18 protein-coding genes, 2 tRNA genes and 1 pseudogene are annotated in these 25,926 nt (G+C 50.7%); 11 read left to right on the top strand and 10 right to left on the bottom strand.

From position 1 onward, the window contains the following. From BUA24_RS12815 to BUA24_RS09390, 8 genes and pseudogenes are all read right to left on the bottom strand, one after another. The coding region (locus BUA24_RS12815; RefSeq protein WP_218587460.1) for a hypothetical protein at positions 1-224 on the bottom strand (224 nt) is incomplete at its 3' end. A gap of 68 nt (positions 225-292) precedes the next feature. After that, positions 293-415 (bottom strand): integrase core domain-containing protein, encoded by a 123-nt coding sequence (locus BUA24_RS09420; RefSeq protein ID WP_084660396.1) that lies wholly within the window; start codon positions 413-415, stop codon positions 293-295. A 380-nt stretch (positions 416-795) separates the two neighbouring features. Further along, a pseudogene (locus tag BUA24_RS12985) lies at positions 796-1,505 on the bottom strand (IS256 family transposase); the annotation flags it as partial. A 335-nt stretch (positions 1,506-1,840) separates the two neighbouring features. Further along, entirely contained in the window at positions 1,841-3,676 is a 1,836-nt protein-coding gene (locus BUA24_RS09410; protein ID WP_072791747.1) for a chloride channel protein, read from the bottom strand. Between the two features lie 18 nt (positions 3,677-3,694). Continuing rightward, on the bottom strand, positions 3,695-4,165 hold the full coding sequence (locus BUA24_RS09405) for a MarR family winged helix-turn-helix transcriptional regulator (RefSeq protein ID WP_072791744.1): 471 nt from the start codon (positions 4,163-4,165) through the stop codon (positions 3,695-3,697). 728 nt (positions 4,166-4,893) lie between these two features. Continuing rightward, complete coding sequence (locus BUA24_RS09400) at positions 4,894-5,814, bottom strand: RluA family pseudouridine synthase (protein ID WP_072791741.1); 921 nt, start codon at positions 5,812-5,814, stop codon at positions 4,894-4,896. A 4-nt stretch (positions 5,815-5,818) separates the two neighbouring features. Beyond that, on the bottom strand, positions 5,819-6,319 hold the full coding sequence (gene lspA, locus BUA24_RS09395) for a signal peptidase II (protein WP_072791739.1): 501 nt from the start codon (positions 6,317-6,319) through the stop codon (positions 5,819-5,821). 2 nt (positions 6,320-6,321) lie between these two features. Beyond that, positions 6,322-6,777 carry a TraR/DksA family transcriptional regulator gene (locus BUA24_RS09390; RefSeq protein WP_084660392.1) on the bottom strand — a complete coding sequence of 152 codons (456 nt, stop codon included), beginning with the start codon at positions 6,775-6,777 and terminating at the stop codon, positions 6,322-6,324. A 267-nt stretch (positions 6,778-7,044) separates the two neighbouring features. Between BUA24_RS09390 and ileS the strand changes: the two genes are divergently transcribed. The 6 genes from ileS (at position 7,045) to BUA24_RS09360 (ending at position 20,383) form a co-directional block, all read left to right on the top strand. After that, complete coding sequence (gene ileS, locus BUA24_RS09385; protein ID WP_084660391.1) at positions 7,045-10,260, top strand: isoleucine--tRNA ligase; 3,216 nt, start codon at positions 7,045-7,047, stop codon at positions 10,258-10,260. A 10-nt stretch (positions 10,261-10,270) separates the two neighbouring features. Then, the gene (locus BUA24_RS09380; protein WP_072791734.1) at positions 10,271-11,275 is read left to right on the top strand and encodes a hypothetical protein; all 1,005 of its coding nucleotides are present in this window, start codon (positions 10,271-10,273) and stop codon (positions 11,273-11,275) included. Positions 11,276-11,479: 204 nt separating this feature from the next. Next, entirely contained in the window at positions 11,480-16,033 is a 4,554-nt protein-coding gene (locus tag BUA24_RS09375) for an EAL domain-containing protein (protein ID WP_072791731.1), read from the top strand. Between the two features lie 174 nt (positions 16,034-16,207). Beyond that, complete coding sequence (locus BUA24_RS09370) at positions 16,208-16,414, top strand: heavy-metal-associated domain-containing protein (RefSeq protein WP_245790419.1); 207 nt, start codon at positions 16,208-16,210, stop codon at positions 16,412-16,414. Between the two features lie 16 nt (positions 16,415-16,430). Then, positions 16,431-18,734 (top strand): heavy metal translocating P-type ATPase, encoded by a 2,304-nt coding sequence (locus tag BUA24_RS09365; RefSeq protein ID WP_072791728.1) that lies wholly within the window; start codon positions 16,431-16,433, stop codon positions 18,732-18,734. A 350-nt stretch (positions 18,735-19,084) separates the two neighbouring features. Continuing rightward, positions 19,085-20,383, top strand: a complete 1,299-nt coding sequence (locus BUA24_RS09360) for a geranylgeranyl reductase family protein (RefSeq protein WP_072791725.1) — start codon at positions 19,085-19,087, stop codon at positions 20,381-20,383. On the opposite strand, the gene BUA24_RS09355 is transcribed toward BUA24_RS09360, so the two are convergent. Then, complete coding sequence (locus BUA24_RS09355) at positions 20,357-20,917, bottom strand: pyridoxamine 5'-phosphate oxidase family protein (protein ID WP_072791722.1); 561 nt, start codon at positions 20,915-20,917, stop codon at positions 20,357-20,359. The genes BUA24_RS09360 and BUA24_RS09355 overlap by 27 nt on opposite strands. A gap of 136 nt (positions 20,918-21,053) precedes the next feature. Here BUA24_RS09355 and BUA24_RS09350 point away from each other — a divergent pair, with 136 nt between their 5' ends. After that, positions 21,054-21,644 carry an NADPH-dependent FMN reductase gene (locus BUA24_RS09350; protein WP_072791719.1) on the top strand — a complete coding sequence of 197 codons (591 nt, stop codon included), beginning with the start codon at positions 21,054-21,056 and terminating at the stop codon, positions 21,642-21,644. 69 nt (positions 21,645-21,713) lie between these two features. Here the strand turns inward: BUA24_RS09350 and BUA24_RS09345 are convergent, their stop codons facing one another. Further along, on the bottom strand, positions 21,714-22,268 hold the full coding sequence (locus tag BUA24_RS09345) for a hypothetical protein (protein ID WP_072791716.1): 555 nt from the start codon (positions 22,266-22,268) through the stop codon (positions 21,714-21,716). Positions 22,269-22,418: 150 nt separating this feature from the next. Here BUA24_RS09345 and BUA24_RS09340 point away from each other — a divergent pair. From BUA24_RS09340 to BUA24_RS09325, 4 genes are all read left to right on the top strand, one after another. Next, positions 22,419-22,489: transfer RNA gene (locus BUA24_RS09340), tRNA-Cys, on the top strand. Positions 22,490-22,508: 19 nt separating this feature from the next. Beyond that, complete coding sequence (locus tag BUA24_RS09335) at positions 22,509-24,578, top strand: glycogen debranching protein (protein WP_272867303.1); 2,070 nt, start codon at positions 22,509-22,511, stop codon at positions 24,576-24,578. 34 nt (positions 24,579-24,612) lie between these two features. After that, positions 24,613-24,685 (top strand) — tRNA-Val (locus BUA24_RS09330). 977 nt (positions 24,686-25,662) lie between these two features. After that, positions 25,663-25,878 carry a hypothetical protein gene (locus tag BUA24_RS09325; protein ID WP_072789115.1) on the top strand — a complete coding sequence of 72 codons (216 nt, stop codon included), beginning with the start codon at positions 25,663-25,665 and terminating at the stop codon, positions 25,876-25,878. Positions 25,879-25,926 lie beyond the last annotated feature (48 nt).

Raw genomic sequence — 25,926 nt, 5'->3', positions numbered from 1 at the left:
CTACTGTAACTGCTAAAAGACCTGACACCACTGTATGTGAGTGCCCTAGTTGTGAACAGCGGTACCTGAGCTTCAGAGATGTCCTGAGTGTAACCTGTTCTGCTCTCGTATTGGACCTCAAGGCCTATGTCCACACTGTGATGAACCGGTTGCCTACTTGGATCTCGATAACTGATAGACACTCCACTTCCACTGTCAAGGACTAAATAAAGATCAGAAGTCAATGACAGTTCTATAACCATTTACTAAGATAGACACAGTTCCAAAGACTCTATGGCCTATTTGCACAACTTTAGGCACACAACCAGAAAAGCTCACGATTTAGAAGTTTGTCTCGAAGAAATGAGTTGAATAACTCACGCTTACCGTTTTGCCAAGGGCTACCTGGGTCGATATAGTACAACGTAACTCCCATCTCCTTAGCCCAAAGACACAAAGAGCATGGGAGAGGAACTCAGGTCCGTCTATCCATCTCAATGTAGATGGGGTGCAGCAGTTGACTTCATCTTTCACAAGGGTCGAGCTTCGATATGCGTTGTTGCTTCGTCTTCCGTGTTCTACTGCTGCCTCCGTCTCTTAGATATTTCCATACTGTATTTCAGAGATCTCCAGTTTTCGAGCAATCTCTCTGTAACTGAGATGTTGTTGATTCAAATCAAATATGGTCATAAGTGGCCAACCCTTCAGCATTTAGAACTCCTTCGTGAAATTGGCTACTTCACTTATGAGTATTGTCTCTTGGGTGAGTCAATTTTTATCGCTGGAGGTGGGTCAATTTAACGTCGCTGTTTACAGACAGCGCTGCCAGGTGACCCCGGGCACGGTCACGCCAATGGCCTCGACGAGCCCCGGGTGGGCATCGGAGACGACAAGCACTACCCCCAAAGTCCTCGATCGAATAGCGAACGCCACAGCGCCAGCCAGCCTTGTCTCGGAGGTGGCCACCTCGATACTGAGGATCTCGCGTTGGCCTTCGGCGTTCACGCCCGTTACGATGAGCACGTGGACGTTGACGGTTCGCCTTGCCTCTTACGTCTTCACTACCAGCGCATCTGCCCAGACGATCTTGTAGGGACAAGTATCGAGGGGATGGTTGCGGAAGGCCTTCACCTCGGCATCTAGGCTGTGGGCCATCTCAGAGATCTGGGATATTTGGAGAGCTGCGTGATGCCGAGTGTTTCTGCCAGCTTCTCGAGGCGTCTCGTGGAGACTCCAAGGACGTAGCAGGTGGCGATGACGCTTGTAAGGGCGACCTCTGACCTGCGATGCCGCTCAAGGAACCAGTCGGGGAAGTAGGTGCCTTGACGGAGTTTAGGGATGCGTAGCTCGATGGTGCTCACTCTTGTGTCCCAGAGTCGTTGTCGGTAGCCATTGCGGCGGTTCTTTCGTTCTGGACCCGGGTGTCGGTAGTCGGCACCCAAGACCGCGTCGATGTCGGCGCTCATGAGTTCCTCGACGAACTTCTCAAGCAGTGCTCGGAGCAGATCCCGGTGTGCCTCTGCCAGTTGCTTACGTAGCCAGGTGACAAGGTCGATACTTTAGGTGGTGGCCATCGTTGTGACTCCATTCTGAGTTGCTGTTCTCTTCCAGGTTCTCGGGGTGGCCGCCGCTCCGCCATTACCCGTCAGAGGCCCAAGACGCCTTGGCTCAATACACCACTTGGGTGGGCGTGGCCCGCTTTAGAGATGTGCTTCTCGAATGTGGTTGATATTCAACGCTCTGCCCCTCTCGGAACCATCCATCTTCCGGCACGCTACAGCGATGGTCAAGTAACAACCATATAAGACAATAGAGCGTTAGGTTTTTTACTTGCCAGATCTAAGGTCGGTGGTAGATGTACCTACCGATCAATGGAGTCTGGTGCATCCATCTTGAAGTAGTACAACGTATCGCCTGGGTCGACAGATACCGTTGGTGGTTCGAGGGTGTTAGAGGTTGGTTTTCCTATCGCTAAGGGTATCTCAAAGGGTGAAGGTGTATGGTTGTAAGCCGAGGTCTTGGAGATCTCACGGTTTTGAGCCAGCTCCGCAAGGCTGTCTCTATGTCGATAGAACCAGTACGTGAGTACCTCTTCATCCCCTACGTCCCTTGAATCGAGACCTTTGCCAAGGCGGACGAAGTGAGAACCTAGCAGGGATTTGGCCAAGACTGCTTCTCTTAGGTCACTATCTAGAGGAAGTGCCACCTCTCTAGTATCCTTGCTGTGGCCTCGGCTCTCTTCCCTAAAGTCACTTGATGGTTTTTTCAGTCCTCTAGCTTCAAGATCGACAAGCCTTATTGGAGTTTGTATCAACGTATAAAGCCTTGAAGCGATTGAGTGTGAACGGTCAGGTAGCTGCTTCTCATATATGTTGGTCCGGAAAAGAGCAACAGCTATTGATGCCAAGACGACCGAAAGGGAGGTGGCCTCTACGGTTGAGAAGTTGCCGGTCATCTCAAAGACCATAACCGTGACAGCGATAGGGGCCCTCGAGACAGATCCAAAGGTTGCGGCCATGGCGCCTATGACAAATAGCGATGGATCGTGTGAGAGGGGAGCAGGAAGAACATGTTCGAGGACACGCCAGAGGGAGTATCCAGAGAAGGCGCCGATCACCATCCCTGGTCCAAAGATCCCACCGGACCCACCACTTCCAATCGACAGCGAGGTGGCGACGATACGTAGAAACGGTATCGCAAGGATCACGACCAGCGGTGTCGCCGAGAGGGCGTTTGTGAAGGTTAACTGTATCCAGCCGTATCCGGTGCCGAGCACCTCGGGTACGAAAAGGGCGATTAGCCCGACGAGGGCACCACCGAGTGCTGGTCTTATAAACCTCGGTAGCTTGACCCGGTGAAAGATGTTCACAAATCCGTAGAACACCTTGGAGTAGATAACTCCGACTATGCCGTATAGCACTCCTGCGGCGGCGAAGATCCACAGGTATTTTGCTGACACTGAGGTAGGTGTTGAGACAAACCCAAACAGAGGTGTGTAGCCGAGAAAGGATCCAAAGATAGCGTACGCGACCGTGCTTGCGAGAAGACCTGGAACAATTGCTCGGGCCTCGATGTCTCTTGAGTACAAAATCTCCCCGGCCAAGATTGCGCCACCCAACGGCGCTCCAAATATCGCACCGATACCCGAACCCACTCCTACAGCAACTGCGATCTGGGAGTCTTTTGGTGATAGCCTAAAGGATCTTGCTACTAAAGAACCAAATCCCGCGCTTATCTGTCCGGTTGGACCTTCTCTTCCACCGCTTCCTCCAGACCCTATCGTTAGAGCTGAGGCGACGATCTTGATAAGGACTACGCGAAGCCTGATACCCCAGGGGGAGCGATGAAACGCTGATATCGCAGCGTCGGTTCCGTGGCCTTCGGCCTCTGGGGCGAAGGAGAAGACCAATAAGCCTGCCAATAGACCGCCTAAGGTCGTAGAGATCGGTATGAGGAACGGATGAGCGAAGTGTTGTGAGCCCTGGAGGTTGCCTTCACCTTTGGGAAGTGGTACTTGGTAACCTGCAAAGTCCTTTAGGAAGATTTGAGTGGCAAGGGTAAGAGTGTCATAGAAAAGTACAGCCCCGAGCCCTGCCACTACGCCTATGACGCTGGCCAAGAATATCCACCTCAACAAGGGATTGAGGCTATTTATGAAGAGTGAAAGACCCAACCCAGCTTTGCTCTTGTCTTTCATCTAGCTACCTTGGCCAATCTATCTCCAACTCTCTTCCCTCGGCTCGTTAGCTGCATCGGAGATCAGATTTAAAGCGTCCTCGATGTTCTTCCACTTATGCTTTGGAATCATCTCGAGCAACCTTTCAAACTGACTCCTTCTAGTTGTCGTCACCGCATCTAGTGCTTCGACGGCCTTTGGAAACAAGCTAAGCTCGACTCTTCGTCGATCTAAAGTGCTCTGACGGCGATCGATAAGGCCTTTTTCACAGAGGCGGTCACATAATCTAGACGCCGTTGGATGACTCACTCCTAGTGCGGACGCTAACGCTGATACGGTGCATTCTGGGTGTTGTGCAATAATAACTAATGATCGATACTGAAGGAGGGTTAGGTCAATCTCTAACACTGCGAGAGACTGTATGGCTATGGCCAACATGAGCCTTGAGGCACGGACAAGTGCGTCCAGCGCAGCTGGATTTGAATCTGGCTCATGATATGTTTCTGACACTAACTGTTAGTATATAGTAACTAATTCGGTGGGGACCCCTTCCTGCTTTGAGAAGCGCCTCCATAGAGGGATCAGGTAAACGATTTATTGATCCTTTCGTCTTGTTGGTCCAGGGAAGCGGAAAGAGGTGCACACTTGGGTGGTGGCTTGTTTACTGCCGAGAGAGTTATAGACTGCGTGAACTGGCGAGACTTTCGCGCGTTGCGCAGAAGGAGTTGCTGACTTTGACTAACTGCCATCCGTGGTAGTTCGAGGTGTTGTCAATAGGTGGGTTTGACATTGGGAAACACATGGGGTGCTACTGTGTGCTTCGTTAGCAGAGATCTTACTGAGTCGCCTACGATTCACGAGCATTGATTCCCGTGGTCGTTGTTGCTACCCGTGCCCTCCAAAGGCAAGCCATTGGAGCTATGGTGTGTCAGACCTTGGCTCTGGTGAATAAGACGTAAATAAGCGCTAACCTCAAGAAAGGAGTCTATCTTTTTTTGCGCCAAGAGTTGAGTGGATTAGCACCAAGAGCTATCCCTGGTGCGTCTTTGACGGGACTACCCACGCAATGATCTAGTTAAAGCGCGTAGACGGTGAGCCTAAGCAGCACCCTGAGGTGCAGTGCCCATAGATGTAAACTCTGTGAGATGGTCGACTAATTGAAGAAAGTCCCGAGTTTCTTTGTGTAGCCGAGCTCTATGAGAGCGATTTGTATTGGGCTTGGGTGGTGATATCGGGGATCAGGCGGTCCTAAAATGATGGAGTCTTATCTCTAAGTCCTTTGGCAACGCTGCGCTAAAGGTCATCTCCTCGCCGGTGATTGGGTGCGCTAGCTCAAGGTTCGATGAGTGCAGAAAAGGTCTATCTAGTAGATCGTCGGGTCTCCCATAGAGATGGTCCCCCAGGACCGGGTGGCCTAAGCTTGCCATGTGAACCCTTATCTGGTGAGTGCGTCCTGTCTCGAGTTCTACGCTAACAAAGGTTGCATCTCTAGGTCGTTCAAACCGCTCTAGAACCTCAAACCTAGTAATAGCTCTACGTCCACCGCTTTTTAGAGTCATCTTTCGCGGCTGGGAATCAGACCTTCCAATTGGAGCGTCCACGACTGCGGAGTTGGTGTCTAACAAACCTTCCACCATAGTGAGATAGATTCTACGGTAATGATGGCTTGCGATATCGGTCTTCATCTTCTCATAGGCTGGATTCGAAAGTGCAAAAACCATGACTCCTGAGGTTCCTTTATCGAGTCGATGCACCACACCAGGACGAAGTGGGTCTTCCCCAACCTCGCTAATCTGTGGGAAACGAGCCAGTAGTGCTTGCACTAAGGTATCGTCCTCCCGTCCAGAACCGGGGTGAACCACCTGATGGGCCGCCTTGTTTACCACCACTATGTCTTCGTCGTGAAAGACTATGTCAAGTGGGATATCGGGTCTGGGGAGCACGACAAAGTCATTCGTCGAAGGTAGCTCTGCGATCAGGATGACCTCTCCTGCTGTTAGCCTATAAGACTTAGTAGGGGTCTTGCTCTTCCCGCTTACTTGAACCATACCGTTCGACAAGAGATCGATGGCCTCGGTGCGGGTGATGTCGAAGATCAAAGAGAGTGCTCGGTCTATACGCTCTCCCGAGAGTGACTCTGGGACCGATATCTCTTCCATCTCCTTAGGACCCTAACTGACTTCTTCTTGAGGATCTCTCGGACCGTATGGATATAATGGCAATAAGCACAGCTCCGGTGACTATGGAAGTGTCTGCGAGGTTGAAGGTGGGCCAAAACCCACTGTAGATGAAGTCTACCACAGCACCTCCATGCCCCCTAAAGACCCTATCGCTCACGTTCCCCAAGGCACCTCCAGCTACGAGTCCAAGGGCTACCTTGAACCAGAGAGACTCTGTCTTGGCTGAGTAGAAAAGGAGAGCTGCGGCTACTACAACTGCAACTACCCCGATTATGGACCCATATCCGGTTGCCAATGAAAAGGCGAAACCGCTATTGAACTCCAAACGAAAGTAAAAGGGCCCGAAGATGTGTATCGGTCCCGCTTGAAGGTTTGCCACTGCAAGAGACTTTGTTATCTGATCTATCGCAACTACCAGAGCTGCGACATAAAGCGCAACGACCTTCCCTGCGATCGTCTCTCTGCTTTGGCTAGTTCCAGACACCCTTACCTCTTTGAGAGTCCACCTTCTTTGCACTTGACACAGAGCCTTGCATAAGGAAGTGCTCGCAGTCTAGCTCTAGGTATTGGAGAGTGACAGACCTCACATATCCCATAAGTTCCGTGCCCAATCTTTCTTATGGCATCGTCGATCTCTTCCACAGCAGCCCGGGCCTGTGCTGCAAGCGCTAGGTCACGCTCTCGATCTATAGTCGCCGTGCCTCCTTCACCAGACTCCTCGTCAAACTGGGTGTCACCCGGCTCGGACTCCTGTGCTATGGTGTCAGCCTCAGCCTTCAGGGTCGATGCCTGATCGAGATAGGTCGCCCTCTCGATCTTGAGCAACTCGGTCTGACCTTGGAGGAACTCTTCTCCAGATAGGCTGTCGAGCTTCTCGTCGTCGAGATTTAGGTACTCTTCAACCCTCTCTTGAGCATTTTTATCTTGAACGTATTGTGTCATCCGCCGACCTCGACTCTATGTTCCAACTAGGCCATCCACCTAATCCTGGTGCGCCATCATCTGCCCTGCGCCTATGAACCCCTAAAGGATTATCTGGGCGGCACGCCCTAACGGGCGTGGCGTTACCAAACTCATAATCGCTACAGAGTAGCAACTAACACTAGAACTACGTGCAGAGAGAAAATATTTCTCTAGGGATCTCTTAGGGCAATCTAGGCGATGCATGGTCACCTGCAGAGCCTCGGCTGGGCGCTATGTTTAAATAGTATGTCTCATAACCCCACAAACGCCGCTAGCAGACACTATCCAGAGGAGACGTCACAGGTAAGGTTGCCTGAGATCGAAAAGCAGATTCTTGAGTTTTGGGAGAAAGACGATACCTTCCATGCCTCCATTGAGCTCAGGGCCAAGGAGGGCAAGGAGTTTGTATTTTACGACGGCCCACCATTTGCCAACGGCCTTCCTCACTATGGACACCTGCTCACTGGTTTTGTAAAAGACGCTATTCCACGTTACAAAACTATGCGTGGGTACAAGGTCGAGAGGCGATTTGGTTGGGACTGTCATGGTCTGCCTGCTGAGATGACTGCGGAGAGGGAACTCGGAGTAACAGACGGCAGATTAGGCATAGAAAAACTCGGAATCTCCGTCTTCAATGACTTCTGTGCAAATCTCGTCAATCGGACAGCGGATGAGTGGTACAAGTACGTAAATCGTCAGGCGCGCTGGGTCGACTTTGAAGACGACTACAAGACGATGGATATTACCTTCATGGAGTCGGTTATCTGGGCCTTCAAGACTCTATATGACAAGGGGCTAATCTACGAAGGTTATAGGGTTCTTCCTTACTGCTGGGAGTGTGAGACTCCGCTTTCTAACTTTGAGACACGTCAAGACGACTCTTACAGACTAAGAGTGGATCCATCTGTTACGGTTGCCTTCGAGCTAGAACCCTTTGACATAGATGCTAAGGAAGAGAAGAAGTGGTACGACGAACGCCTATCCCTCTTGGCTTGGACGACAACACCGTGGACTCTTCCGTCCAACCTAGCTGTGGCAGTGGGGCCTGAGATCGACTATGTGGGCGTTCGCAGAATAAGTGACGGGAAGCTCTACGTGCTAGCAAAAGACCGCCTTGAGTCTTACAGTGAGACGCTAGGTGATCTCGAGATCGTAGGCGAGGCTAAGGGAGAGGTCTTCCTGGGGCGACGATTTGCCCCGATATTCGACTATTTCCAGGGTCAGCAGAATGCGTTTCAGGTGATCCGTGGCGACTTTGTAACAACGGAAGAAGGAACTGGAGTGGTGCAGATCGCCCCGGGCTTTGGTGAAGAGGACCAAGCGGTCTGTGATGCTGCTGGAATCTCAGTTGTCTGCCCCGTCGATGACAGAGGCCGGTTTCAGATGCCTGTTAGGGACTTTGTTGGCGTTCAGGTCTTTGAAGCTAACCCCGCTATCGTTCAGATGCTACGAGAAAAAGGTGTCCTTGTTGAGCAGAGGGACTACGAGCACTCTTATCCACACTGCTGGAGAACCGATACTCCACTTATCTACAAGGCTGTATCTTCGTGGTTTGTCAAGGTAACAGCGATCAAAGAGCAGCTTCTTTTAGAGAACGAGAATATCAACTGGGTTCCAGCTCACGTAAAACACGGAGCCTTTGGAAAGTGGCTTGAGGGGGCGAGGGACTGGTCGATCACCCGAAACAGGTACTGGGGTACCCCAATACCTGTGTGGAAGTCCGACGACCCGCAATATCCCAGGATCGATGTATATGGATCTTTGGATGAGCTCGAGGCGGACTTTGGCGTCCGTCCAGCCAATCTTCATCGTCCTGATATCGACGAGCTAACAAGGCCTAACCCAGATGATCCTACGGGTAGATCCAAGATGGTAAGGGTGCAAGACATATTGGACTGCTGGTTTGAGTCGGGCTCCATGCCCTACGCACAGCTGCACTACCCCTTTGAGAACCGAAGCAACTTTGAGGCAAACTTTCCAGCAGACTTTATCGTGGAGTACATCGGACAGACTAGGGGGTGGTTCTACACCTTACACGTGCTCTCAGTGGGACTTTTTGGAAAACCACCCTTTAAACACTGTATGGCTCACGGGATTCTTCTGGGCGATGACGGTCGAAAGCTGTCAAAGAGGCTCAAGAACTACCCAGATCCCTGGGAGGTCTTCGAGACGATCGGAGCGGACGCCATGCGCTGGTTCCTTCTTTCTTCGTCGATCCTAAGGGGGCAAGAGGCGATACTGGATAAGTCTGCCATTTACGACACCTTGAAGAGGGTGATTAATCCGATCTGGAATGCTTACTACTTCCTAACGCTTTATGGGAACGCCGATGGGATGGTAGGTACTCTTGACGCCTCGTCGATGTCTTTGTTAGACCGTTACATACTTGCCAAGCTACGCCTCCTGACTGAGACAGTGACAGAAGCTATGGATAACTACGACATCTCCTTAACAACAGGAGCGATCGATGCCTTCCTTGACGCCCTTACTAACTGGTACATACGGCGCTCTAGAGATAGGTTCTGGTCAAAGTCAGGAGTTAGTTCCGAGGTCGACACGGACAAGCAGGAAGCTTACAACACACTCCACAGCGTGCTAGTTGTCCTTTCGCAGATCTCTGCGCCACTGCTCCCGATGCTGGATGAGTATGTTTATAAAAGGCTTACTGGGGAAAGAAGCGTGCATCTGAGCGACTGGCCTGATGCCTCTTGGCTTCCCAAAGACGAGGTGCTCGTCGCAGAGATGGATCTCGTTAGAGAGGTCTGCTCTTTGGGGCACTCCATCAGAAAGGCAAAGAATCTAAGGGCTCGGCAACCTCTAAGGAAAATAGTCGTCTCCGGACGGGACTCTAATGTGCTTGAGCGATACAAAGAGATCATCGCCGATGAGCTCAACGTAAAAGAGGTCGCCCTAGAGCGAGACTTCGACCGGTACGCAGAGCTTAAGTTGAATGTAGTACCGGCGATGGTGGGTCCACGGCTGGGGCCAAGCACCCCTAAGGTGATGGCGGCTGCGAGGTCAGGCAACTGGGAGCGAGTAGGAGATACGGTAAGAGTTGGTGACGTATCTCTTCTAGAGGGTGAGTATGAACTTCAGCTAAGACCGATCGACGAATCGGCCTCGAGGGTCCTTGCCTCAAAAGACGCCGTTGTGACCCTGGATCTAGAGCTCGATGAAGAGTTAATAATGGAAGGGCTTGCGCGAGATGTCGTAAGAGAGATCCAGGCTGCGAGAAAACTCGCTGATTTTTCAATTACCGATAATATAGAGGTTCTTCTCAACGTAGCCGATCTGGCTGTTAGGGAGGCTGTAACTCGCTTTGAAGACTACATCAAGGAGCAGACTTTGGCTGTTTCTTTGACTTTAGGTCAAGTTACAGACAGCGCCGGCTGGGAGTACGTTGGAGAGATTTTGGTAGCAACACCAGGTGGTGGCCAGGTGGCACTAAAGAGACCGCTCTAAGTGTTGTAACATGCGACTCAAGGCTATCACAAAGCTCCGCAGCGACTACTCGCTTGAGTATCTCGTCCCGGTAGGAGTTGTAGCGGTAATGCTGGTAGTTGCAAAGATAACTGGTGACAGCGCAGTAGTATTTCCAGAGGCGGGAGCTCTCGCCTTCATAACACTGTCGTTGAGGCCAAAAGCCATCGTGAATAGGGCCTATCTTGTGGTCTTACTGGGAACCTTTGACGCTGGGTTGGGTACCTTACTTGATAGAGCTGTGCTATCTCCGTATCTGGCGGAACCTTTAGCGTTGGCAATCGTACTTGCTGAGTTGTATCTCTTTGAATCGCCACTTGTACCACTTATCTCTATCACGATGCTCCCCATTGTCTTTAGAATCGGAAGTCCCCTTTATATCCTCTCAGTATTTGTTGTCTCGGGGGCGCTGACTCTCATTTCATACGTGAGAGAGAGGAAAAGCGTCGGACCCGCCGAAGGCAGTAAGAGTCTGAACGATTCAGCTGGGGATGGTAAAGAAGTATCAAAGCTTTTGATATTTGGAGCCTTCTTTGTTGTAGCGATGCTATGGATATCTATCTCCAACGCATATCTGCCGCTGTTCTTCATGGCGCCACCGGTTATCGTCTCGGGGCTTGACTGGCTGATGGGTCGGAAGATAAACTCTCGTTTCCTTCTAAGAAGAGCCGGTCTTGTGGTTTTTTCCGCTGCAGTTGGTGAGATTGCCTACCGCTACTTGGGCCATGTGACGGGATCGACTCTAGCCTTTGTCACCGTGTTGATCGTTCTGCGCCTACTTAAAGACCCCCATCCCCCGCTGTTGGCGTTCTCGATACTTCCCCAGGTTGTCCATCCAACAGATCCCGTTCTTTACGTGGTGGGTATCTTCTCAGGTGTTGCGGTTCTGTATCTCTTGGGTGCTCTAGCCCTTTATAGCTTCGAGTTTTTGAAGCGCTTTAAGGCTAAGCAAGTTTGTCTTGATCGATCCATTGAGCATATGGAGGAAGCCGAGTAAGTTTTTGACGCCCGGTTTTTTACCTTTGTTTCAAGGCTATGGCAACAGGCTGGAGTGTTTCTCGCTAGAGGCCTTGATCCAAATTCGAGAGTCGTTGATTTTTGCCAGGTCGTGACTGCGCTACCTAAAGATGAGGGCTAGATATCCGATATAAAGGCAAAGATAAACGATGACAGGACATGGTTGACTGAGGTAACTTAGTCAGTGAGCGAGGGCGGTTTGCACCGAGAGACGAAGGGCAGAGCTGGAGGAGTTAGCCGATCCCTGTCTCGCAAGACTGCCCGCAGGGTAGTCGCCCTTGTTTTAGTTATCTACCTGGTGATAGTGGGATCGGCTGAGTATGTTCGACTCGGGGCTGTAAACACCTACGTTGGTAAAGAGGCGCAATACTTTGCGGAAGGTTATGCATCTCAGATCTCGGCTCGCATGTTCGCTCACTTCGATGAACTTGCCTTCATCGGTGGAAATCTGTCGTGGGCTGAGATAGCCGCTGGCAAACTCGATGCATCTACTGATCAAGCTATCTTAAATCTTCTAAGGTACAACAAGGACATCCCTGCCGTAAACATCATCGATGGTGACGGAAACAAAATTTTGTGGTCTACCGCACAACAGTCGTCCACGCCGATTACTGCGCCGAAATACTATCGAGACTGGGGTGGGAACCCAAAAATGCTGTTGGGGACCGCCCTTTACTCTCAGAGGTTCCGCAGGATTGTCCTTAGCACCTGTTATAGGGTTGAGCTGGGGGGAAAGACTCTGTTTTTCGTTGGGGCTCCCTACTCGCTCTCGGGCCTGTTGGAGCTAGGACGAAAAGGGCTGCCCTTCAACGTAGAGTTAGTGTTTTTTAGTCAAAGGTCAACGGTCTTTCAAGTCAATAGGGATGGTTTAGTCTTACCCGTTGGGTCTGCTCCCAAGAGTAGTTTTCTTGGACTTCGTACCTACGAGTCCTTGTCTATCACGGGTGCTCCGTGGCGCGTCTATGTGGGTTGGAGCAGATCTTTACTGATCAAAATGTGGCTCGCTGGTTCTGGGGTGTTTTGGCTACTATACGCATTTGGGGGCTTGTTACTCCTGGCGCTGGCGATCGACATTTTGAGGAAGATCGAGAGAGGGAGACTCTTATTGGGATTTGAGAAGGCGCGAGCAGAGATAGAAAGAGTCGGGCTATCTGGAGGGATATCCATATCAGATGCGATCAAGGCAGCTGTTGCGAGCTTTGCATACTTGGAGGTGGTGCTATGTGCGATGGTGGTCCATGGCGAGGGTTTAGAGAACGCTCAAGAGTTGGGATCCTTTCACAGGGAGGGCGACCTTCAAACATTTAGTCCAATCCTGATTCATCTTGTTGGTCATAAGAGCGACGATACTTCGCCCTCGACTTTCAATGGCCACGGAGGTGCGAGATGTCTCAACCTCTTAGACCTGCATACTGTTGGTGGAGATGATCTTGGTGCACTTGGGCGATTAAAGGTTTTCCACCGCACGCTCGGAGTTTCAATTGGACCGTCCGGGGGTGTGTTGTCTATCTGCGTGGCACTCAGGAAAAGTTCTTACCTCTCAAATAGCTGTGAGCGAGAGATCTCCGAGCTCGTAGCAACGCTCGAGAACACCTTAAGGCTGATCCAGTCAAATGCGAGAGGCCAGTACGTTGAGACGATGTACAAGGCACTGTCTGTAGTCGGTGAAGTCGTGCCTGGAGCCAAAACTGAGGCCGATCTGGTGAGGGAGTGTTCTAGATCCCTTGTCGAGAATCTATTTTTCCAAGGAGTTGGATTTCTTGCGTTCAACGAAGAGGGTTTGATAGATGTTATTGCTGCAGAAGGAGCGAGCGCAATCGCAGCGATAGAACGAGTGCAAAGCTCTCCCGATCTAATAGAGAGCACCAGTTTCGCCAAGGTTTGGAGAGATGGAGGTGTGATAGTCGACGGATCTTTGCAACATAATCCAGAGAAGAAGAGGTTTTTTGACCTATACGAACGCTACGGTCTTCACTCTCTTGTAACTATGGCCCTAGATGTAGACGGGGAGCGACGCGCCGTTATGTTCTTGCTCTCGGACCAGATCGACTTTTTTGAAGGCGAAATGCTTGACCTATGTCGTCGGCTCGTGCAGCTAGTCGGGAGGGGTATAGCGGAGATCGAGCTAAAGCGAAATCTAAATCTCGCCAGAGAGAGAGAGTTCCGCTTAGCCAGAGAAGACCCTCTAACCCTGCTTCCTAACCGCCTTGGCCTCGAGAATTACCTTGAACGCACCATGGGTAGTCAACGAAGAACCACAGCCAGATACCTAATCGGTGTAATAGATATCGATAACTTCAAGCCTATAAACGACAGCTTTGGACATCATGTGGGTGATAGGGTTTTGATCGAGTTTGGTCGGCGACTAAGAGAGTCGTTGGGATCGAATGACTTCGCTGCTCGCCTCGGTGGAGACGAGTTCGTTGTTGTGCTTGAGGTCAATGGCGAGGCAAAAGAAACTGTTGAAAGACTGGAGGCCACTTGCGCCCGAACCTTTGAGGTGGGATCTGAACGCAACTTTGCTTTTATTCACATTAGCTTAGGGTTTGCTTTATATCCTGACGACGGTTTGAGTCCAGATGTACTGCTTCGAAGGGCTGATGTTGCTCTGTATCGCAGTAAGGCGAAGAAGATGAAGCGAAGCAGATGGTGGGAGCGTTGGAGTAGGGATGATGATGATCAAGCTGACCTAGATGCCGAGACAGAAGGTGCAAGCGAGACGCATGAGGTCGAGATTCTTTCCCTAAATACAGCCACAGTTCTGCCTGTTCTTGAACAACTGGTAGTTGAACTCGTCGCCGCTATACAGAGAGGCTTCGATGAAGGCAGGCGTGTCGGTTACTTCTCCGAGTTTGGCCTTTTGGCTCTTACAGATCTATTCATAAGCTACCTGGATCTCTTGGTTCGGGAGTTGGAGCACAGCTCAGAATGTGAAGCACTTGAGCGATCTATAGCCAATGTCTTTGCTTACATGGGCGTCTCGCGACAAGAGCTAGAACATCTGTTGCAAAGACTCACGAAGAACTTAGAGGTAAGACTTAGTTCAGCGGAACTCGAATACGGCTCTTCTGCGGAGGTCACAGAGCTATTTGAGATCAAGGTGCTAGAGGGACTCGAAAGGCAGTTTGAGACGGTTAGGTCAACGAATCTAACGGCGAGGCAAGTGTCAGCAGATACGACGCTACTTGTAAATGCGCAGTGGAACGACGCACTTAAGCAACTGGTTGAGAAGCTCTCTTTAGTTCCTGGACTTCTATCTCTCTGCGCCCTTACCGTGACGGCAGAGGGCACCATGGTTCCCTGCCGCCTTTTCCCAACGATGGGCGGAGGGTATGAGACTCTGAAGCAGTTCCTGGAAGATATAGACGGAGATCGTCTGGGTGTAGACCTTGTGGGGGAGAGCTGGAAGAACGTAGTTATAACTACACAGAACATAGAGACCGGATACCTGGTGGACTCAAGTGATAGTTCAGGGTGGATTCGTACAATAGGTGTAGTTCCCGTCTACGACTCTTCGATGAGACCTATATTTGTCGTCGTCTTTGCGGGGGAGTACCTAGATATGTTCGATGCTCCCCTCGGTCGCCAACTACTTCTAGCGATACAAAGTCGTCTCTCGACTTTGTATCAGACCTCTCAGTTGCTCCAGGACCGAGGAGGCGTGGGCAGGGAGATTCGGCTGTGGAGGGAGTCTTTGTACTCCGGTGGTCTTGAGATGTACTTCCAGCCGATAGTAGACCTGAAGACGGGTGAGATGAGGGAGGTTGAGGGGTTAGCGCGCCTCGTGCTAATGGACGGCTCTGTTGTCGGACCAAACCACTTCATTCCCGCGCTCTCTGAAAGGGAACTCGAGTATCTGCTAAAAAAGGGTACTGAAAAAGCCATTTTGGAGGTGGACGAGATAAGTCGTGTTGTTGGAGATGTGTCCCTCTCGATCAACATCCATCCCAAGTCGTTAATGCGCAGCGATCTTACGGAGTGGCTGCGGGAGGCGGTCAGCAACTCTCCGATTGGGCCTTATAGGCTGAAACTAGAGCTGCTCGAGTCTGATGAGCTGCTCAACTCCCCTCAAATTCAAGAGACCCTATCGGAGATAAAATCTCTTGGTGTCAAACTATCAATGGATGACTTTGGATCAGGACACTCCAACATCTCCAGACTTAAAGAGATTGAGTTTAACGGAGTCAAGATTGATCAGCTGGTTCTACGTGGTGTGTATCAAGATCCACTTAGGGTTTTGGACCTCTTGGGTATGGCGGTCATGTTGGGTCGAGACCTGGGCCTAGAGGTTACCGTCGAGGGAATTGAAGACATGGGATCCCTTGAGATGGTTGCGCAACTTGGTGCGCACAGGGGCCAGGGATACGTGATCGCTCGTCCTATGCCCAAAGCTGAGCTGCTTCGATGGTACAGAGACTTTACCCCTATCAGGCGTAGCCGCTCGCCACGCTATCCTCTTGGAGCTCTCGCATCGCACTGGAGGTTCATGCACTCAAATGCTACTCTGATCGCAGATGAGAGTCTTTGTCCTCTGCAGCTCTTCATCGAGCGTAACTCCTTAAAGACCTCACCTTTAGGTGAGTTTCATAGGATGTTTCACGTTTCGATAGAGGAACAGGACAGATCTGCTATCACATCGTTCTCCAAGTCTCTTATGACAGAGCTAGCGCGCATGTGTATGAGTCAGGGAACCAAAGCCTCGCTACTAGATGTGGCTAACCGAGAGACCGCTTCTTAGTGCGATAATCGCAAGCCTACTCGCAGTCGTGTACTGCGTCTAGATTGTTGGCGACCTTGGCGCGTTAGATAAAGAGATACGCACAGCGTCACTTAGTGGATCGATCGTGAACTGGAGCTATGTATAGACTTAAGGTGAAAAAGATAGCTATGTGGGATCGATAAGGAGAGAGCTGTGGAGACAAAGATTTTTCTTGTTGAGGGAATGACCTGTGATCACTGCGTCAACGCTGTGACGAAAGAGGTCTCTAAGGTGCCAAATGTGGTATCGGTGGATGTAGATCTTTCGTCCAAAAAGGTCACGGTTACAGGAGACGATCTTTCAGACGCTGATATCGTAGCGGCGGTGGACGAAGCCGGTTACGACGCCGTCGCAATCTAGTACACCTAGTGATATCATGCTGAACACAGATCGAGTCGATCCAAAGGATTTGGTTCAGATCGAACTTGACATAGAGGGAATGACCTGCACCTCATGTGCGAACAGGATAGAGAGGCGCCTCAACAAAGTTGCAGGTGTCTCGGCCACAGTTAACTTTGCGACTGAGCGAGCCAAGGTGGTCTTTGAGGCACGAGAGGTCGACGTGGCTTGCCTGATAAGGGAGGTCGAGGCGGCAGGATATCGAGCGGGGATCCCAGAACAAAGTGTGGGTGTAAACGAGGCTATCGTGGATCGCTCAGAGGAAAGCAACACCTTTCCAAATGTTCTTAGGGCTCTTTCGACGATTCGATTTCGGCTAATTGTGGCAGGCACGCTGGCGATTCCAGTACTGGTGTTGTCTATGACGCCAGCGTTGGAGTTTCCAAGATGGCAATGGCTGGCTCTATTGATGTCTATCCCTGTAGTGTTTTATAGTGGATGGCCGTTTCACAAAGCGGCTTGGAATAACCTAAAGCATCTCAGTTCATCGATGGACACTTTAATATCTTTAGGCTCGCTTGTGTCGTTTTTTTGGTCGCTCTATGCGATCTTGTTTACAGCGGCGGGCAACTTAGGTTACTCGATGACGTTCTCGCTGACCGCACGGATCCAGCCCAAGATGCCCGAGCTTTACCTCGACACAGCCTCGTTCGTCATCTTTGTCATTCTTCTCGGCCGATACCTCGAGTTCTCCGGCAAGGAGAGGTCGGCTCGATTTATATCTGAGCTGTCCTTTGATAACGAGTTCTTTGTAAAGGTGCTTGTAGATGGTAGCGAGGTTGACCGTCATGCCTCGGAGCTAGTGGTAGGAGATGTCTTCATCGTAAACACTGGAGAGAAGATAGCTACAGACGCCGTGATCGTAAAAGGAAGTGCCCGTCTTGATCTCTCCTTAGTCAGTGGCGAGTCTGAGGCTGTGTTGGTTCAGGAAGGAGATCTTATATACGGTGGGGCCGTGAACCTTGAGGGACGGATCCTGGCAGAGGTTGTAAAGACAGGTAAAGAATCCCTGCTAGGACAGATCCTAGAGACCGTCACCGAAGCTCAGTCGAAGAAGGCTAACGTACAGCGTCTCGTCGACAAAGTGTCTTCAATCTTCGTCCCTGTGGTAATAGTCCTTTCTTTAGTGGTGTTTCTGGTGCGACTCTTTCTTGGAGAGGGCCTGAGCCAGGCGCTGGCGGTGGGGGTTGCAACTTTAGTGATAGCGTGTCCCTGCGCTTTGGGGCTTGCAACTCCTATGGCTCTTTTGGTTGGCGGTGGCAAAGCCGCAAAACTTGGAGTGCTTATAAGAGGTCCAGAAGCGTTAGAGTCGGCGGACCACTTCGACGTTGCTGTTCTTGACAAGACCGGCACGCTGACCCACTCTCGCCTTGAGGTAGAGGAGTTTCGGGTTATAAGTAAAGAATATGACTATCTAGAGATTCTAGCCCTTATCGAGGCGATTGAAAGGGCAAGTACGAGTCCTTACGCTCAGGCACTAAGGCGTTTCGCAGTCGAAAATGATGCCAACAGCGATCTTGAGGCTGAGGAGTTTCAGTCTTTAGACGGTCTTGGTGTAAAAGGTAAGGTGGGATTGCAAGAGGTCGCCATTGGAAACACAAAGCTCTTAGTGGAGATAGGTGTGGCTGCGGAGAGCGTGCAAGAGGTCGTTTCTCTGGAGTCGGAGGGTCCTACGACCGCTAGTGCGATCCACGTGGCGATCGACCGTGTTCTCGTGGCAACCATTCGCCTGTCTGGATCCATCAGAGCTGACGCTAAAGAGTCGATCAGGAGACTAAGGAGAATCGTGCCCAAGATAGTGGTGCTAAGTGGCGATAGGGAAGAGGCGGTCGAAGCCGTTGCGTTAGGGCTGGGCATCGAAGAGTATCGAGGAGGCTGCTCTCCCTTCGACAAGGCAGACTATGTGAAGCGTTGCGTACAGTCTGGCAAGAAGGTTTTAATGATCGGTGACGGGTCTAATGACGCCGGTGCACTGGCGTTGGCGACTTTGGGCGTCGCCCTGTCGCAAGGATCGGACATAGCCAAGCTTGCCGGCGATGTGGTGGTTTTAAGGGGAGGATTGAGTGAAGCGGTAGATGGGGTGTTGGTGGCGAAGCGCACACTTTCAACGATTAAATCTAACCTATTTTGGGCCTTTGGGTATAACGTCGTGGCTATACCACTTGCGGTACTTGGACTTGTAAATCCTGTCATTGCCGGGACAGCAATGGCATTTTCATCTGTATTTGTTGTAGGTAACTCTATGAGACTCTTCTCCTACCGGCCGAGGCGATCTTTATAGTGTCAAGCTCTATGGTGGACATCTGGCTGATCTCTATCGACCGTGAGCGAAGATCAAAAGGAGTATCGGTTCGGGCTCGATAACGCTAACGCTAGGTGTCTAGGTCCACATAGCGTTGAGTATCCACGGCACCCTCTTTCTAAGGTCTCTGAGATAAGCCTCCCTCGTTTTGTGCAACTTGAACTCGCAAGTTTCCGCCACAAGTGGTAGGGGCATCGCAGTAAGAATATGGCTGATTAGTCGCTTTGACGAAGAAGGATTCCTTGATGGATTACAAAGGTGTCTGATCGTCGTTTTCTGTCTGTCTGTGAACTATCTATAGGTTGACGATCACCGATACACTTTGGTAGATGAGCACAACCACCTTGAGCGCTAGTGAGATCGACGGTAGAGGCTTTGACGCTGTTGTGGTTGGTGCGGGACCGGCGGGATCAACGGCGGCGATCGCGCTGCTTCGAAACGGATTCAAAGTAGCACTGGTGGATCGTTACAGCTTTCCGAGGGATAAAGCATGTGGTGATGTGATTGGACCTAAAGCCAGGATACTTCTACAAAGAATCGGAGTCGTTGCTGAGTCTTCGATCTCGATCGGTGACATGGATCTTGAACTTCCTGGACGCCTGGTGGTTCATCTGCCTGCGGCGCCAGGAGTGGACTTTGACGGGGAGGGTATGGCCGTCCCGCGTTACGTATTTGATAACCTCCTCTTTCAGACGGCTCTCAAAGAAGGGGCGATCTATGTAAAGGGTCGGGCGTCCTTCCCAAGCCCTGGTCACGGTTACAACCCACACGTTGTAAAGGTTAAAGATGGCGAATCGACTGTTTCGATGACGTGCACCTTTCTCATAGGAGCAGACGGCGCAAACTCATCTGTCGCTGAGAGATTTTCCTTACTTGACAGATCTTCTGTCCTATTTGGATTTGCGGTGAGGAGATACGTTCGAGGACATGTAAGGACGCCGATTATCTCGATACTTGAAGAAGGGGGCAAGCTGTTTCCCGGTTATGGTTGGGCGTTCCCCTCCATCGACGGGCAGCTCAACGTAGGAGTAGGTGTTGGCGTCCTTGGGGAGAGGTCGAAGGGATCTCGTGCTACAAAATCTTTGGACCCTTACATAAAGATGCTGGCAGCAAGAGAAGATGTAGAGATCGAAGACTCCTTCGAAGTCTCAGAGAAGAGCCAGATGGGTGGATGGCTGAAGATGGGTTTGGCTGGTACTAAGCCCGGTAGATATCGAGTGCTACTTGTTGGTGATGCAGCTGGACTAGTAAACCCGCTACAGGGCGAGGGTATAGCTTCAGCGATCGAATCAGGGTTTCTGGCCGCAGAGTCGATAATGGCCTCGCCCAGCGATCCTGCAAGCCTCTATGAGCAGAGGTTATCTGACATGGAGCTTTCTTTTGCAAAGGGAGCGTCTCTGCTTCATCGAAGTGCTCTTAGATATCCAGGACCTCTTCTTCCTGCGCTAAAGGTGCTTGGACGAGCTGCTCAGAACAAAAGAGTCGCTTCGGCGTTTGGTATCTACCTAAACGGTCTTGGTGTCTCGGCCGGTTCGATTGAGGGTTCGGCCCTGGCGAGAGTTGCTCAAGGGTTTTTGTCGGCGATGGACAAGACGATTGAGCTAAAAGGCCACTTCGGTTCCCTCTAGGCCCCTGAGATGATCTATTGACAGAGAGTTTTTCTTCCTGACGTAGTTTCTAAGACCGTCCTGTCCCTTTGAGGCAAGCCAACTGCTCATCGTCTCTCTGTCTTTCATGTACTGCATCAATGGAACCCCATATCCGCATGAGGTGGACACCTCCTCCACTGATATCTCTACCACACATCTAGCACCACGAAGAGATCCTTGGAAGTGTTGTGAGATGTCTCGAAACTCTAACGACCCAGCCTCTCGTACATACCCCTTACCATGGATGCGCACAATCTTAGGCTTAGATCCAAAGGATGCAAACATGACGACGATCCGACCGTTTTCTTTCAGATGTGCGACGGTTTCGACTCCAGAGCCCACGTAGTCGATGTACGCAACCTTTAAAGGTGAGATGACTTTGAAGGTTCCGGTACCACCTTTGGGCGAGCAGTTAACGTGGCCGTCTGTAGATAGCGGTGCAGTTGCGACAAAGTAGATCGGCTGACCTTCGATGAACTTGATAAGATCTGGGCTTAGAGGTACTTTTGGCACTTATACTCCTCATATATTTACGTCTGTGGGCGCCTGTCATGCATGATAGCAACTAAGCAGGAGGCATGCCTTGGAATATAGTCAGCATCTCAAGCGCTTTACGTTGAGGTAAGTTTGTCTACTTGGGAAGAGTGGTATGGGTAAAGAGTTGAAGTTTCTCGGTATCTCTGGATCGATTCGCAATGGTTCCTACAACAGGGCAGTTCTTGAGTTCCTAGGTTCTTTAATGCCGCAAGGTATTGACTATGAGATATTTGATGATATATCTGATATTCCTTTTTACGATCAGTCGCTCGAAGAAAAACTTCCGTATCGAGCCAAGGAGCTTAGGGAGGCGGTAGAGGGGGCTGACGGTCTAATTATTGCTACTCCCGAACACAACGCCTCAATATCGGCAGCTCTGAAGAACGCTCTAGAGTGGCTTTCAAGGCCCGTGGGCCAAGGGGCGATTGAGGGAAAGCCGGTAGCCATACTTGGCGCAGCGCCAGGGCTCTATGGAACCATTCGTAGCCAGATTCATCTTCGCCAGATTCTTCACTCAGTCGGCGCAGTTGCAGTCCAAAAACCCGAGGTTTACATCAATCAAATCGGATCGAAACTTAGCGAAGGCACTTTAAACGATGAAGTTGCGGTAGATCTATTGTCGCAGATGTTACGCGCACTTCAAAGGCTAGTGAGTCAACACGTTTTACTCAACCAGGAGCTAAAGAAGGAGTCAGCGGCCTAGATCTTTGCCTGCCTACTGGAGAGCCCGTGCCTCTAAGCACAAAGGAGGGGGTTTCCGTGCCTATGGTAGTTAGTCGAAGCTCATCTGCAATATGCGTAGTTGAACATTCGTTGAGTCGCGCTCCTGTGGTGCTGTGTAAAGGTGCGTCTGCCCACCTGAGTTGGTTACCTTAAATGGGGTCTTGATTCCCACTTCCCAGTAGTGGCCGTCATCGCCCGCGATGCTGGCGAAGATATCGATCGAAGAATCGGTCTTTGTATCTTGGATGATGTTCCATCCAAAGTGCTTTAGCGATGAGGTAAAAAAGCTGTTTAATTGTGATGCAGAGTAAGGGCAGTTTATTACGATCGAACGATCAAAAGTTCCAGATCCTCGGTCGTAGTTAATCTGGGCACGCAACTTTGCATCAGAGGGTACGTATAGTGCTTTGATGACGTTCGTGGGCACCGATGGGCTAGTAGTCAAAAGCGCGCTGAAGTCAGGAACGGCACTTGTATAGGGGTCCGGGATGGTTATCGAGGAGTTAGCCGGTGAAATTGCGGGAACGGATGCAACAGTGCCGAGGCTCACGACAGCTAGAGCTGCTCCATAGAGTGTGTACTTGGTCTTCTTGCTCAGTCTCACGAATACTAATCTCCCACTTCATAAGTGTAGTTTGCAAGGTGGCGATGCTCTGTTTCATGGCACTCTCATGGTGCAAGGTGCACGGGGAGGACTCGGTAACTACCTTGTAGCGGCAGGATTTGATGGTTCAGTTATTAGTCTTATAGGCCTGGCGACGTGGCCGAGTGGTTAGGCAGAGGCCTGCAAAGCCTTGTACAGCGGTTCGAATCCGCTCGTCGCCTCTTATGTAAATTAGGTTTGGTGGTCGGGAGCTTGGAGTTTAAGCTGGAGGCGCCGAGCGCCGAGTCGGTTCAGCTGTGTTTCTTTGATACCTGTGACAAGGTGGAGACCGACAGGGTAGAGCTAGATAGGGTCGGCCCTGGAGCTTTTGCTAGTTGTATAGAAGGCGTGGCACACGGTCAGCTCTATGGTTTTCGGGTAAGTGGTCCGTGGGACCCCGCAAATGGTTACCTTTATAACCCGAGTAAGGTCCTACTAGACCCTTACTCTCGAAGCTTCTCTGGTGATCTTGATTGCAAAGATACGAGGTGGCAGACCGGGGTTGTCCAAGACGGGAAGTTTGTAAAAGATACACGGGACTCGCAGGGATCTGTACCTTTATCGCAAGTTGTGTTGTCTAAAGCCAACCAGGTGCGAAACCGGCCACAAGACCCAAAGAGCTGGATGGATAAAACCGGACTCATCTACGAGGCTCATGTCAAGGGCGCAACAAAGCTGCTTGAAGCTGTAGACGAGGACGTTAGGGGTACGTATTTAGCGCTAGGCTCTCAACCTTTTGTCGAGCACCTTCAAGCCCTAAAGGTAGATATTTTGGAGTTAATGCCGATTCAGGAGTTTTTGGATGAGCCCGCTCTCCGCAGAAGAGGACGCCGTAACTTTTGGGGGTACAACACCTTTGGTTTTTTTGCCCCTACGGAGCGGTATCGGGCTAAGAACTCCGAATTGAACACAACTGAACAGCTGGAGTTTGCCATCTCAAAGTTGCACGAGGCTGGCATCTCGGTTGTGCTGGACGTGGTGTATAACCACAGTGCGGAAGGTGGGCGAGACGGACCAACGCTAGCTTTCCGGGGCATCGATAACCGTGGTTACTACCTCTTAGATGGCATGTCAGGTGACTATGTCAACTGGTCTGGAACGGGTAATACCTTTGACGCCTCCTCATCTTTATTTATAAGACTCGCCTTAGACTCGATGAGGTACTTCGTAGATGCACTTGGTGTAGATGGATTCAGGCTCGATCTAGGTGCCGCCCTCTCGGTTGGTGTCATTGATGGCAGCCCAGTACATGTTGCACCGAAGTACGCTCCTTTTTATCTTGCGATTCAGCAAGATCCGGTCTTGAGGAATCGCGTGCTTATTGCGGAGCCGTGGGATGCCACCATGGAGGGTCAGCTCCTGGGCCAGTTCCCACCCTCGGTTGCAGAATGGAATGGGGTCTACAGAGACGACATAAGGCGGTTTTGGGCGTTTGACAGGCACGCCTTCGGAGGCTTCGCCACAAGGGTATGCGGTTCTGAAGATATATTTCGGGTGAGCGGAAGAGATCCGGGACACTCTATAAACTTCGTGAGCTGTCATGACGGCTTTACCCTCTACGATCTGACTCATTACCGCGAGAAAAACAACTACGAAAATGGCGAAGACAATCGAGACGGCTCGGTGTTCGAGCTGAACTGCTACGTCCCAAATGACCTCGGGATCTCCGCAGCTGAAGTAGAAACGCTTAGGATGCGGCTGTCCAGGTCGTTGATTGCCACTCTTTTGTTTTCGCTGGGTAGACCAATGCTTAGTTATGGCGACGAGTTTGACCGTAGTCAAGAGGGAAACAACAACGCATACTGTGTCGACTCGTACAAGACTTGGTGTTCATGGAAACCTTCAGATACAACGGAGTTTGCCACTCGTTCCGCAAGGCTACGAGATGAGTTGTCGGATTTATTCCTGCCATCTTTCTTGGCCCCCAGACGTTCAAGTCCCGAAGACCCCTTCGATCCATGTCGTGATGAGATCGAGTTCTACAAAGAGGACGGCAATGTCTTTATGGAAGACGAATGGTCTTCGAGTCCATCTCGGACCCTCACCATAGTTAGATCGAGAAAAATTAGGGAGGAACCCACCGACTCATCTGTGTTGGTACTGATAGCGAACCCTTCCTTTGAGACAGTGCCAGTGAAGGTTCCCTGTGTAGACCACCTAGATTCCCTGGAGGTAGTCTTGGACTCAAGCCTCAAGCTAGGTGAGACCTGTTACAAAGTCGGCGACGTCGTAGACGTACCTGCCAAGGCTCTCTTAGTGCTTCTTGCATGAAGTGTCCAGACTCTCTGCTAATCTGTATGCCATTGGGTCGTTGGCGCAGCTGGTAGCGCACTTGCATGACGCGCAAGGGGTCAGAGGTTCGAGTCCTCTACGACCCACTCAGTATTTTTGACTACATTCGGAGTGACGCCATTTCACTGGCGGATCCAACCTAATCTGTGTCTTGCTGTCAGATGAGTACTTGGTGGTGTTCCACTCTATATCGCTCTGGGCTACGTAAGCACCAGCAACAGATGGAATATGAAGTTTTAGTGTCCGTGGCGGTAAGTCCTTTATCAGAGCAACTCCCGGCTAGGGGTCTTCTGAAGTACTCCTACTCGCACATCTAAAGAGCGAACTTTGGGTCCCTCGCTGTTTTGTGGATCTTCTTCCCGTGCTTTGTCCGCTTCTCTTATCGCAGCGCGTGGAGGTAAGAGAATCGGACAGTCCTATCTTGAAGTCATTCAGGGCACGGCCTATCTGATGAGGCTGGTGCGAGGGAGTATTTTCAAGTTCTAGAGATCTCCAAGAAGAATTGTGGTGCAAAGGTTACTTGCCTATCCCCGATAGTACAGTTCTGAACTATCTAGATTTCCTGTCATCTGGCATGGATACAGGCGAGATTTAGACGGATCACTCGATATTGTGTTCGGTTGACCTTGTCTTTCTGCTCTTACGTTGAGCAGACTCTATTCACACAGGCGACCACTATGTCCCTCTTTGCTATTTTGAGTTTATTTCCGAGTAGATATCCCGAGCTAATCCGGATATTGTGCGAACTTTGGTGGAGCACATTGAAACTCGCCCAACGGCGCTAATGCTGATGCGGACTTTCGGGTGACTTATAGGCCGGTCTCTACTGACTGCAGGAATCGTCGCAGTGTATGTAGGTATCTTTTATTAGACACCGAATAGGTGAATGACCTACGAAGGATCAAGTCTCGGTAGCTGTAGCACCCCTCAAAGGAGCAACTGAGCTAACGCTTACGAATCACACATCAAAGCATTACCAAGGCTGTGTGTTTTCTTTACGTTGTCATTACCTTGGTGCCTTAGCTTATTAGACATAGAGAAACAACAGGCAAAGGAGAGACAGATGTCCTGGATACTAAAGAACTTGGTACTGATGGTAATGGTTACGGGGATGATCTTTACGATCCTCTCAGTAGGGGTGTATCTGCAGTACCGCAAGGAAGACCCATCGGGAAACCGTCCCGACTTTCTAACCAGAGAGGTTCCGGAACCCCTCGTACAAAGTCTTAGAGGTAATGAGACAGACTCCGAAAGAGAACTCATCAAGACCGCAAGCTAAAGACCGATCTACTTATCTCATACGTCAACCAACAAGAGGGAGGCGGGC

It is taken from the genome of Ferrithrix thermotolerans DSM 19514 (assembly GCF_900128965.1).
Taxonomy (GTDB): Bacteria; Actinomycetota; Acidimicrobiia; order Acidimicrobiales; family Acidimicrobiaceae; genus Ferrithrix; species Ferrithrix thermotolerans.
The sequence above is the reverse complement of the archived record's forward strand: the minus strand, read 5'-3'. Positions and strand labels throughout refer to the sequence as shown.